General features: G+C 59.1%; 7 protein-coding genes. All 7 read right to left on the bottom strand.

Going from position 1 to position 12,848, the window contains the following annotated elements; all coding sequences use genetic code 11:
• Positions 1–221: 221 nt before the first annotated feature.
• The gene (locus DW136_RS00145; RefSeq protein ID WP_117583348.1) at positions 222–1,883 is read right to left on the bottom strand and encodes an isopeptide-forming domain-containing fimbrial protein; all 1,662 of its coding nucleotides are present in this window, start codon (positions 1,881–1,883) and stop codon (positions 222–224) included.
• Between the two features lie 119 nt (positions 1,884–2,002).
• Entirely contained in the window at positions 2,003–3,658 is a 1,656-nt protein-coding gene (locus tag DW136_RS00150; RefSeq protein WP_158556485.1) for a SpaA isopeptide-forming pilin-related protein, read from the bottom strand.
• On the bottom strand, positions 3,651–7,091 hold the full coding sequence (locus tag DW136_RS00155; RefSeq protein ID WP_117717025.1) for a Spy0128 family protein: 3,441 nt from the start codon (positions 7,089–7,091) through the stop codon (positions 3,651–3,653). Before DW136_RS00155 ends, DW136_RS00150 begins: the two co-directional genes overlap by 8 nt.
• 538 nt (positions 7,092–7,629) lie before the next feature.
• Complete coding sequence (locus DW136_RS00160; protein WP_117583352.1) at positions 7,630–8,451, bottom strand: HAD family hydrolase; 822 nt, start codon at positions 8,449–8,451, stop codon at positions 7,630–7,632.
• A 211-nt stretch (positions 8,452–8,662) separates the two neighbouring features.
• Positions 8,663–9,943 (bottom strand): MFS transporter, encoded by a 1,281-nt coding sequence (locus tag DW136_RS00165; RefSeq protein WP_158556486.1) that lies wholly within the window; start codon positions 9,941–9,943, stop codon positions 8,663–8,665.
• A 393-nt stretch (positions 9,944–10,336) separates the two neighbouring features.
• Positions 10,337–11,632 (bottom strand): molybdopterin-guanine dinucleotide biosynthesis protein B, encoded by a 1,296-nt coding sequence (mobB, locus tag DW136_RS10225; RefSeq protein WP_117583354.1) that lies wholly within the window; start codon positions 11,630–11,632, stop codon positions 10,337–10,339.
• A gap of 4 nt (positions 11,633–11,636) precedes the next feature.
• Positions 11,637–12,692, bottom strand: a complete 1,056-nt coding sequence (gene moaA, locus DW136_RS00175) for a GTP 3',8-cyclase MoaA (RefSeq protein WP_233503793.1) — start codon at positions 12,690–12,692, stop codon at positions 11,637–11,639.
• Between the last annotated feature and the right edge of the window lie 156 nt (positions 12,693–12,848).

Raw genomic sequence — 12,848 nt, forward strand, 5'->3', positions numbered from 1 at the left:
ACCTTAAACCGAACCTCATACGAGTCAAGAAACGCGATGACGAACGTACCCGCATCGGACGGTGGAGGCTGGCTGCGTTATCCCAAAAAACGGGGCAGAATCCAGTGCGGAGTCTGCCCCGAAAAGAAAATGACAAAGCAAGAACGTGGATGGACGAGAAAAGTGTCCGCAAGTCTCATGGCCATCACATCCCACCTGCCAAAGGGATGGGTGAGCGAGCGTTACTCCTGCTCGGACTCCTCAGCCTGCTTACGGCTGCGGATGAGATGAGCCACGCCGATGCACAGCACCGCGCCACCAGCGATCCAAGTGAACGTCACGCCGTTAAGGCCGGTGAGCGGGAGGCCGGAACCCTGCTTGTTTTTGACGATCAAGGCAGCAGTACCGTTGTCCGTGTTAGTCGTGTCAACCTCGACCAAATTGGAACCCCTGGTGCTCGTCTTGACCGTAATCTTGTTTTCTCCCTCTCCCTCTGCTTGGTTGAATCCAATGGCTTTGATGGTGAAGGTGAACTCGGGGATGGTGTTATAGCCGGCGAGCGTATGGGTCTCCTTGACGGTGTAGGTGCCGGCATCGAGGCCCTTGACGTTAATCTCGCCGGAGTCGGTGGTCGTGAACTCAGAAGCCTCAGTACCGAGGGAGCCATTCTCCTGGACATACATGTCCTTGGATGCAATATCGTCGGGATCAGTGGCACGGATGGTGAACTTTACACCCTTAAGTATCTTATTCTCATCCGTCGCGTCCTTCTTGACGAGCTTGAGCGCATAGGTGTAGTCGCGCACGGTGTCGGGCACAGACTCACCCCGGGAATCGTGGCCAGGGTTGTTGGAGTAGATGAGCTTGACGGTGTTGGAGTTGCCCGTGCCACCGACAACGACATGCTGGGACTTATTCGGGTCGAGCTTGGCGCTGTACGTGACAACGACCCTTGTATGCTCGCCGACAGTGACGCCGGCCGCCGTGGCGGCAGCCTTAAGATCGTCAAACTTTACGCTCAAGACCGTTCTGCCATTTGAATCGGGATCAGACATGGTCACAGAAGTAGGCGTGATCTGAGTCTCACCAATCACGGCCTTGACAGTGGACTTATCAACAGTCAAACCGGCAGACAGCTCATCGTGGAACTCATAATAGTAGGTGTTGAACGTGTCGACATTGCTTGCAACCGTGCCGGTCAGCTTGTACTGAACGGTCTGACCCATCTGGGAGTCCGCCTTGTACTTCCAGTCGTTGTCCGCACCATCGTCCTTGACCTGCTTCGTCACGGTCGGGATGCTCGTCTTCTCGGTAACGACCACTGCGTTGCCGCCCACGACTGCAAAGATCGGCGAGGTACCGGTCTGCTTCTCATTCGCACTGAGCGAGTCGGTATCGGTCATGAACAGGTAGTAGCCAGCGCTCGTAGTGGTGAAAGCGCGACCGGCGGCAAAGGAATCGCCCGTAGCGGTAACACTCTTCTCTACAGCCAAGGCAATCTTGTTAAGGATGCTGCTCTGCGGCAGACTCGTGGTATCAGTGGTATCAGTGATCTTGGAAAGGTAGTCGGCAACGTCAGAAGCGGTCGAGTCTAAGGTAATCCCTGGGACATTATTATCAACAAGCACCTTCAGGACCGCAGTCTCTGCGTCATCACTCGGCCACTCAATGTTGGACGCAACCTTACCGGACTTTCCGTCAATAACGTCAGCCTTAAAAATCTGATACGCCTTGAACGAAGTGGAGTCATTGTCCACGGACTTGTTAATCGTGAGCGAATAGCTGGGGGCAGCACCCTCCGCAGCAAACGCCATCGTGACTGTCGCCATAACGCCGCCGAAGCTCAGGGCTGCGGTGAGGCCGGCGGTTACTGCCAGGCGTGCGATGTTCTTGGTTGTTTTCATGTTGGGACCTCTTTCTTGGAGGTTGCTTTAATTCTCGTCATCACCAAAAGTCAGCAGGCTCATTTCCCTGCGCTCTAATCGCTACGGAGGCAGTACGCCATTGAGCAGGGGGGGGGCAATTATTTATCATGGCGACCTCCTCCCCGCTTGATGACGAGCGCGACGACAATAGCCACTACTCCGATGACGGCCAAAGCCGTTACCAACACCAACGTTCTATCTCCCGTCGAGGGCATAAAGCCTCGACTCACTTCGTTACTTGGGGTGTTAAGCACCGACAACTCGACTAAACCCTTCCCGGCATCGGCGGCATCAACTCGCAGAGGGCTTTCGGCCGATACGGTCACCTTAGGCTTGGCGGCCGCCACCTGGTCGACGTCCAGGCCCTCAGCCTTGACCGTCACGGAGCGCGTGCCCTCAAAGGCGGTGTAGCCCTTGGGCGCCTTGAGCTCGCGGACCTCCAGCTTGCCCGAGTCCACGCCCGAGACGGTCACACGGCCGTCCTCGCCCGTGGTGACGGTGGCCTTGCCCTCCGCATCCCACGTGCCGTCGGCCGCCAGCGTGCGGCCGCGGTCGTCGGCGATGCTCAGGACCGCCCCGGCAAGCGGCTTGTCGCCGTCGCTGCCGCGCTTGGTGAGCGCGAGATCCCAAGTGTAGGCGCACGCATCGTCGCTCGGCGTGCGGGTGAAGCCGGCATCGCCGGACTGGTCGGCAAAGGGAGAGCGCGGGTAGCGCAGATAGACCTCGTTGGGGTTGCCCTTCGCGATGCCGCGGTTGCACGCGCTGTTGAGCGGCGCGTTGTACACGGCGACCACGCGGGCGCCCGCGGCGAAGGCGTCGGCCCCGCCGAGCGCGGCGATCAGGTCGCCGGTGCGCACGGTGAAGGTCCCGTCCGCCGCCACCTTGGTGGCGCACTGGGCCGTGATGTCGGTCCAGCCCTGCGCGGGCTCGGTGCCGGCGCGCCCGTCCTTACCGTTCGAGACGGCGTCGAAGGTGCCATCCGCGCCCGCCGCCACGTACACACGCATGCTCGCGGCCACCTTGGAGGGGTCGAGCCCCGCGCTCATGGTGTCGACGAACTGCACCGCGTAGGTGTCATAGGCGGAAAGGCCCGCGGGAACCGTGGCCGAGAGGCGCCAGTACAGGTCGTCGGCGACCGTGGCGTCGGCGGCCTTCTGCCATGCGGCGGTGTTGTCCTCCAGCACGTGCTTGGCGACCTTGGGCGTCGCGGCCTTGGGCTTGACGGTGACGGCGTTGCCGCCCACCAGCGCCATGATCGGCGCGGTGCCGGCCTCGCCCTGGGCGATGGCGTCGTCTCTGGCGACGATGAGCCAGTAGCCGCAGGGCAGCTCGGCCGCCGTGCCCGCGTTAAGGGCCACGGGCACGGCGCCAGAGCTCTGGAGGGAACGAGCGAGCTGTGCGCTCAGCGCGCTCGTAAGGTGGGAATCGGTGTTGAGCCACTCGGCAGCTTCCTGCGCGGTGGTCTGGGAATCGGGCATGCCGGCGCTGTGCAGCACAGGCAGGACAGCGTCGCGCGCGGCGTCGCTTGCCCAAGCGAGGTCGGTAAAGGTCTTGGCGTCGCCGTCGCCGTCGACGACGTTGGCGCTAAAGATCTGGTAGGCGTCGTAGTTGCTCGCCACGGCGCCGCTCACCGTGATGGAACCGGTCGAGGTCGGCGCGGCCTGCGCGGATGCGGGGAACACAACCGCGCAGATGCCGATCAGGAGGGCAAGCAGCGCAAACAAGATCGGGAAGGAGCAAACTTTCTTATTCACGACGCTCACCTCCCTTCGCATTCGCCTTGCGACGAATGTGCATCCAGGCCGCAGCAGCGCAAAGCACCGCCGCGCCGGCAAGGTACGTCAGAGTGACGCCCGACATACCAGAAAGGGGCAAAGAGGTGGAGTAGGTGTTGGTGAAGGTGGGAGTGGACTTGCCGGTGAGGTCGTGGGGCGTGTCAGTGGTCACTTCATTGCCATCACGATCCTGAATCTGCTTGTAGGTCGCAGTGACGTCGATATGGTGGTTAGAGTCGTCAGTCGCGTTAACCGTAATCTGATAGACCGACTTGTCGTACGTATAGTGCGAGAACAGCGAACCGTCGTCTTTCTCGCGCACGTAGTACGTGAAGGTCTTGGAAGCACCACGGCCAGTGGGGCCAGACGCGAGCTGGTCGAGTTGATCGAGTTTGTAATCAATCTTGTCGAAGCTCAGGGTCTGGGACTTGTCGCCGTCGGCAGTGGTGGACTTGCTGCTAACGATATCCGTAAAATCTGTGTCGGTCGCAAGCTGGAGCGTGAACTCCTTCATCTCGCCACCCTCAACGACCTTAGTCGCCATAGGCGTCCAGGAGCCCTTCGAGTCGTACGGAGTGAACTTGTTAGTGAAAGTCGTGGAGTCACCCTCACAGATAATTGGATAATAGTCTCCACTCTTCTGCACCTTGCTCCTCGCTTTTACGTTCTCCCACTTCCCAGACGACTCGCGGAATTCGTACTTGGTTACACCGACGTTTTTAATCGTGTAGTTATGGATGTAAAGATCCTTCAGTTGGCTTGAGTTTTCTTTACTCGGAACAGACATGAGCAAGGTCTTGGTATCTTCGGCCGTCACCACAATCTTATACACGCTGGAGTCGTACGTGATGCCAGAATCACCACCGGGATCTTCGACCAAGTAGTATGTGATTTCGTTACCCGCGCCACTCGATGCGAATTGTTCACCAAGGTCAAACGTAATGCTGCCTTCTGCATCATTTGCTGCTGTTCCAACCTCGGTGCAAACGTCGCGATTGAATGTCGTGCCAGCTGTCGTGCCAGCCAAAGGGTCGTCTGAATCCTTGCGATACACCGTAAAGGAGAACTCCCCATCATTGAGCTTGCGGCCTTCCAGCTTCTTGGTCGCCTTGAGCTTGAGGCTCGGATAGACATACGTGTCCTCAGGCGCGCCCATGTACAGGTCGCCGTTCGACATGATGCCGCCGCCATGGTTCCAGGAATAATTGCCCGTGATAAACGTCGCGCCCGCCTCTAGCGCAGCCTTTCGCGCATTGATCGCCTCGGGGTCTTGAGCCTTAACATTCGAACTCAGGCCGATGCTGTTATATACCTGCACGCCACCGTTAGCGGGGACAGTAATGGCTTTCTGAAGCTCTAAGCTTCCCCGATACTTAGCATCGCCGCCGCCAAGCATTTTGCCAATCACCGCCGCGATCGGAGTCGTATGACCCTCCGCCGCAAGGAAGAAGTCCGCGTGGCCGTTTTCGCGAAACACTTCGGCATTGTAGGCGTCGGAGTCCTGGTCCTTACCGTGACCACCGCCGGAAAGATGGGGGGTGCCGTTATTGCCTGTATTACTCACGGATTCGTAGTCGTTCGCGTTTTGCTCATTTCCGGCAGAAGTATTACCGAAAATCGCCGTGCCGTCGGTGCCTGTCACCAAAGTCTTACCCGTCGGGCAAACCGCAACGCCGCCACCGTAGCCACCGGCCTCATTGCTGCTTATATAGGAGTTATAGACAAATAGCCTACCAGCATTAGACGCGACCTTAGAATCGCCCTGGACGAAGATGCCGCCTCCACCCCAGTCAAAGCGAGACATGCAGTGGTTATTAGTGATATAGACTGGATTTGAATTTGACGTTCCTTTTATCATCGCGTCAACCATCTGGCCCACGCGAATGCCGGCACCCTCAGAGCGAAAACTCACGTTAGAGGCAATAGTTCCCCCCGTAATGTTGAGCCATGCCATTGTCTTGCGCGAGCTCGCCCCTTGGTGTTCGATGTCGGTCACATAGACGCCGCCGCCGGCTTCCTCAGAATAGTTGCCCGTGATCTGGCCGCCCGAAATGGTGACATGAGTACCGTTTTTAGCGGCAAGTCCAGCACCGCCATGATCGCCATTACCATCGTTACCACAGTAATTGGCATATTTATTGTTAGTAATGTAGCCACCAGAAACAGTAACGCTGCCGCCTTCGGCCATGATGCCGCCGCCGAAACCAACACCAGTAGCAAGCGTGCTGTTGCCGGAGATTACGCCATTAGTTATGTTAACCGTGGAGTCTTTAGCATACACACCACCGCCACTAGGAGCACTGTTGCCGGCAATTACGCCACCGGAAACCTCGAGGGTCGAATTACCGTGTATTTCAATTCCGCCGCCCGCACCCGAGCCAGAAGCTCCACACACATAGCCGCCGCGCATGTTGACGGTAGAGCCGTTCTCGGCATAGACCAAGCTGCTAACGCTGCCGCCTTGTTTTTGCGTGATCACGCCGCTCACAAGGTTAAACGTGCCGCCCTTGCCGTTGTTGTTATATAGATTGATGAGCTTTAGATTTGCGTTGCCGCCGCACGCCACGATGGCGCCTTTAATCTCAACGTCATGTTTGACAAGTGTCTCGGTTGTGCCTGTTCCGCTCGGGGACGATTCGGTCACGTAGTAGGTAAGATTAGATGGAATGTTATCGTTATCGTAAGTCAGTTCGGCATTCTTGCCATAATTGGCGGCATTCTTGTCATAATTATCGGCATTCAGGCTCTGCCCCTGATCAGCTAGCTGCTGGCCCTCGCTGACCGTCTCACCCACCTGTGCAGAATCCCTAATTGTAAGTGACGCACCACCGGCAACATTGAATAACGGCTTGTCGGCGCTCGAGTGCTTAATCTTATGACCACTTAGGTCAAGGGTGATATTGCTGCCGCCTTTGTTAAGTGTGATTTCACCAGGAAAGTCAATATCAGCCGCAAGCGTAAAGCTGGCGGTTTGATTTTCCTCAACGCCTAGAAGCTTTCCCTGCAAGTCACCGGCATTCTTGATGTCCGTGGCTGTCTCTTCGCTCGCCACAGCCTCCTCGGCTGACGAACCAGCGCCATCGTCGATCGCTTCATTTTCTTCTGCCTGCGACTCGTCCTTGGGCTGCTCCTCCTGCTGGATTTCGTCGTCGCCCGCAGCATCGTCACTATTCTGGTTTTCGGTATCCCCGTTGTTGGTGTTGCCTACATCAGTAGACTCACTTGAGGAACCCCCCCCCATCACAGTTTCCTCGGTAGAAACCGTCTGGGCATCGTTGGCAATGGCCTGCGAGATCGGAGGCATGACGAGCGACAGTACCAGGCTCAAAACGGAGGCTCCGCACAAAACGCCTGCCAGCACACGGCGCGTCGCTTTATTACTCTGCTTAGATTTATCCGAATTCGCTTTCATCGATGTCTCCTCCCCAAGAGACCGCGATCTTGCTCTTTCACCATCAAACTTGGGCGCGCAACCTATAATTGCTCGCGCTCGAAATGCATATTATTACTCTTTGTTTAAATAACGCAAGCCTAACAATGTCAGTTTTGCTTTACGTTGCCTTAACTTCTTGACAATTATTCAAACTATGCATTGTTTTTCGAGGGTTAAATTTCGGAAAGACGCTGGTAAACTCGTTAGCCAATCTAGATAAATGACACTTTATCATTGTTTGTACAACACTTTGTTTTAACCCGCTCAATCTGTGAACGGTCAAAATTGCGCCGTGAATGGCAGTATATCTACCTGGAAATATTAGTTATGAGCTAATTGGTCAATTACTGCACAACTAGCGTGTGCCGATATGTTCATACATCGACACTTGAATGGCATCGCATGTTACCGGCCGCAAATCTCCTCGCTACAAAAAAGCGTCCCAACAATCGACTGTTGGGACGCTTGGAAAACCACCACAAAGGCGCTCTGCCCTCTTTGTGGCTGCCCCCCGGCGCTACAGCAGATGTTCCTCGATAAAGATCGCGATGCCGTCCTCGTCGTTGCTCGCGGTTACAAAGTCCGCGGCGGTACGGGTGGCGTCGCTGCCGTTTGCCATAGCCACGCCCACGCCGGCGTCGGCCACCATGCAGGTGTCGTTGTCCGCATCGCCAAACACGCAGATGTCCTGGAGCTCCATATCGTTGAGCTCCGCCACGCGCCCAAGGCCGCGCGTCTTGGACACGCGCGGATCCATGAACTCGTAGAGCCGCTGCGTGGTCTGCAGGGCCGCCGCCTTAACAGTGTTATCTGCAAACGTCGACGCCCGTTCAATCACCCGCGGCATCACCTCGGGCGCCATGGTAAACATCACCTTGGGCTGCGGCTCGCGCAAGAACTCGGCAAAATCGACCACCTGGTAGGGCACGCCGTCGACGCGCGACAGGTGCTCGACGCACGCGTTGCTCTCGGGCACGTAGAACACGCCGTCTCGGGGGCAGACGGGTGTTGCCGGAAGGTCCGCCATGTGCTTGCAGATGCGCGCGATGGTCTCGCCCGGCAGCGGATAGCTCAGCTCGTTGATGTCGTGCGCGCGGTCGATGACCTCGGCGCCACCGCAGCCCACCAGCACGTCCACCAGGCCTTCGATGCCCCAGAGCTCGTACATGGCCTCGGTCGCGTGGGCGTCGCGCCCGGTGCACAGGCCAAAGAGCACGCCGCGCTCGCGCAGGGCGCGGATCGCCGCCACGGTGCGCGGGGACACCGTGTGCTGGCTCGTGAGCAGCGTACCGTCGATATCGCAGAACACGGCTTTGATGTGGCTGAAGGTGGTGTCCATGGGAGCCTTTCTGAGTTGTGCGGCGGTGCTGGATGAGGTCAGAAATGGTGTACATGGTATACCAAGGCGCAGGCGCGGCCTGTCAAAGCAAAAACCACCACAAAGGCGCCTGGCCCCTTTGTGGTGATCGCGGCGTCTACGGGCCAAACCATCACAACATTCGACGTTTTTCGGCAGAATCGCGATTTTTACCGAATGTTGTGATGGTTTCTTACTGCTTTACGGCACGTTCCAAGTGATTGCGTCCAAACAGCAGCAGTGCCGCGGGAACCGCCGTCACGACCATGCCTGCCCCCACGAGTGTCCGTTGTACGCCAAATGTTGCCGCCAGCCACGGGGCAATCGCCAGAGGGGCCACACCAGCGAACATATTGCCAAAGCCCATGACCGAATTGACGCGACCAAGCTGCTCGAGCGGAGCCGTCGTCTGCACAATGGTGTTGTGGAGCGGGTTGACGACACCCCAAGCTATACCCAGGGCGATCTGGCCGACAAGGGCCACGCCCACGTACGGTGTCCCCACATAGAGCAGACTTCCCAGGCCCACGGACATAAGCGCCACGAGCAGCGTTTTAAGGTTGACCAGGTGCGGCGGCAAGCGGAGCGCGAGCACGGCACCCAGCACCGCGCCGACACCGCAGGCAGACGAGAGCCAGCCCATCCACTCAACGCCAACGTGCAGAACATCGCGATAGAAAAACGACTCGAGCGGATCGAAGGCACCGTAGCCAAAGTTCGAAAGAAAAATGATGCAGAAAAGTAGCGCGAGGACGCTGTTGGTGAAGACCGTCTTGATGCTGGCTGCGAAGGTGGCGCGGGCGGGCGTGCTAGGGTTGGAGCTTCGTCCCGCACGCTCCCCTTCCTCTGTCGAATCGGTATCCGCATGCCCGACGATATGGCTGGTCTGCGGCCTAAAGCCCCAACCGACGACGAACGCCAGCACGGTAAAGAGCATCATAAGCACGAACACCGCGCGCGACGACGCAGCCGCCGCGACAAAGCCGCCCAGCGTGGGGCCAACGATGATACTCACGTTTGAAAACATGGCGATGGCGGAGTTGATGTCTTTGAGCTCGACAGGATCGTCGGTGAGGTAGGCCGGATAGGACGTGGCGATGGGCTGGGCGAATCCCATCGTAAAGCCCAGAAACACCGCGCCGAGCAGGACGACGCCGGTCGCGCTACCAAAGGCGATGATTGCCGCGCCAGTTGCAAGAGCGCCGATGATGCTCAGCAAGAAATGGCGGCGCGGACCCCAGGCGTCGAACGCCGCGCCGCCCGCAAAGGACCCCAGGATCACAAATACATTCATAAACAGGACGGCCAGCGATGTCGCCACGACTGAGGCATCGTCTGCATAGGTGAGCGTTCCGATGACGCCGATAAAGTAGCTGGTCTGAAAACCGGTGTAGATGAGGAAGCGCATTGCCACCAGGCGCTTGGCCTGCACGGACAGCGACGATTGAGGCTTTGAGAAAAGAGATGCGAGCATGGAGACTCCTTGTTTCATACGAATACGGGCGGTGGGCATTCGCCACCGTCTGTCAAATCAATCTATCCGCATGAAACGTTAAGGACACATCAAGCCCCTTTTCTCCGTTTTTCGCCCGTCATGAACTACTTGGTAGATTGTAAGGCATGTCCCACACATCTACCAAAGCAAAAACCACCACAAAGGTGCCTGGCCCCTTTGTGGTGGAAATGACGTTTGCCCAGATAAAACCTGCCAAAATAAACCTGTCCCTTTTTGGCATGTTATGGCAGCGCAGCGAGCCGGTTCCAAGTGCCCCAGGTCGCCCCGAAAGAGGAGCGACGCGTACTTTGGTACGCGAGCGACGGCTTGAGGGGCGAGATGGAGTGCTTGGGGCCGGCGCAGCGTCAAGCCTTAAAGGTGGTCTTGGATAAGATCGCAGATGGCTCGGGCGTCGTTGATGTTGATGGCTCGGGTCGCAAAGCCGGCGTCGAAGGCCTGACGTGCCAGGGCTTCGTTGCAGGCAAGGGCTAGCGTGTGACCGTCGACCAGGTCGAGCGAGCTCTTGCCGCGCAGACGGTCGACACCGGAGCGCGCGACGACGATGTTGTCGAAGCCCTCGGTCTTGTAGCCCTCGATGATCACCACGTCGACATCGTTGTAGCGTGACAGCAGCTCGCGCGCGGGCATCTCGTCCTCCTCGCGCGTGTCGGCGTACTCCGCCCAGCGCGTGGCGCAGATGAGGCCCACGTGCTTGGATCCGGCCTGGTGATGGCGCCAGGTGTCCTTAGCGGGCACGTCGATATCAAAGCCGTGGTGCCCGTGATGCTTGAGCGAACCCACGCGCAGGCCGCGGCGGGTGAGCTCGGCAATGACCTTCTCGACGAGCGTGGTCTTGCCCGAGTTTTGGTAGCCGATAAACGCGATCGCGGGGACGGCCGGGGTCAGGGCCGCAGGCGCGACGGCGACGGGTGCGCTCGCGATCGCGGCACCGTCAGCGGCCACGGCCTCAGCAGCAGCGGCCTGACGCTCTGAACGATCCCACACGCCCGAGCGGCCACCTTCCTTGTGCAACAGGCGCACGTCGACAATCTCCATGCCGCGATCGACGGCCTTGCACATGTCATAGATGGTCAGGCACGCGGCGCTCGCGCCGGTCAGGGCCTCCATCTCAATACCGGTCTTGCCCGTCACGCCGGCTGTGACCAGCACATGAAAGCCGACCTGCCCGTCCGCGCGCGACGGCGCCCAGCCCTCGGGCACGTCCTCGACGGGCGTCCCCGCCGGCGCGATGGGCGCAATGTCGCACTTACTCTTGGTAATGAGCAACGGATGGCACATGGGGATGATGTCGCTCGTGCGCTTGATGGCCATGATGCCCGCCACGCGCGCGCAGGCAAGCACGTCGCCCTTTTTGGCGCGGTCCTGCAGCACCATGGCTTGCGTCTCGGGATGCATGAGGATGGTGCCCTCGGCGATGGCGATACGATGGGTCTCGGCCTTGTCGGACACGTCGACCATGCGTACCTCGCCCTTGGCGTCCACGTGCGTCAGCTCGTCGCGACGGGCATCACGGGTGGGCTCGGCTGCAGCGCTGGAAGTCGGCTGTGCGGCAGTGACAGCATCGCCAGCCGCAGCCGTGACTTTGCGGGCAGACATCGCGGCCCTGCGAGCGGCCTTGGTGGCATCGGCGTACCTGCTCTTGGCCATATGATCATCCTCCGATTTGGGACATAAATCGTTGCGTGCCCTCAATTATCGCGTGTTCCTGCGGTTTGTGGGCGACGGCATCGCGCCAAATCGAAAGTACCTGCATATCATCACCACGGCGCAGGGCGTCGCGCACCGAATACTCGGCATCGCTGAACAGGCACGGACGCACGTTGCCATCGGCCGTCAGGCGCAGACGGTTGCAATTCGCACAAAAATGGTTAGACATGGCGCTAATAAAGCCGACCGTTCCCACCGCGCCCGGAAAGTGCCAATAGCGCGCAGGGCCCGCACCGGCAGGAGCGTCGTTGATGTCGAGCGGCTCGAGCTCGCCCAGACCCACCGCGGCGGCCCCGGCATTGATGCGCGCCCGCAGCTCGTCGCTCGGCACGGTATCGCTCGCATCCCACAGCGCCGGATTGAGCGCGGGCGCATGCGGGTCCACAGCGCAATGCGAGCTCGTGTGCTCGTCGCCAATAGGCATGTATTCGATAAAGCGCAGGTGAATGGGACGGTCGATAGTCAGACGCGCGAGAGCCGCCACATCCTGGTTGAGTCGGCGCACCACAACGCAGTTGACCTTAACGGGCTCAAAGCCCCAAGCCAGCGCCGCGTCGATGCCAGCCACGGTCTGCTCGAGTCGACCCAGGCGCGTGATCTTTCCAAAAAGCGTAGGGTCGAGCGTGTCGAGCGAGATGTTGACGCGGTTAAGCCCCGCGTCTTTGAGCTGCGGCGCCAGCTTGGGCAGCAAGGCGCCGTTGGTGGTAAGCGAGATGTCCTCGATCTGCGGGATCGCGCGGATGTCGCGAATAAGCGGGATGATACGGCGGCTGACCAGCGGCTCGCCGCCCGTCAGGCGCACGCGGCGAATGCCCTCCCCCGCCACCAAGCGCACAAAGCGGGCAATCTCCTCGGCGCTGAGAAGCTCATCGTGTGCGCGGGGTGCCACGCCATCGGCCGGCATGCAGTAAATGCAACGGAAATTGCACTTGTCGGTAACGGCAATGCGCAGGTAGTTGATATCGCGGCCAAAGCCGTCATGTTGCACGTGCCCGTCCACGCAGCCCTCCCCTCACGCGGCGTTTTATTCTTCGGAAAACATAATACCCCACGGGAGAATCCTGCCGACACCCGTACGACAGGACAGGTCGCTTCGAGCAAGACCGGCTTCCCAAGCCCATCCTCAGCACGCAAACCATCACAACATTCGATGCTT

It is taken from the genome of Collinsella sp. AM12-1, from assembly GCF_003472325.1.
Classification (GTDB): Bacteria; Actinomycetota; Coriobacteriia; order Coriobacteriales; family Coriobacteriaceae; genus Collinsella.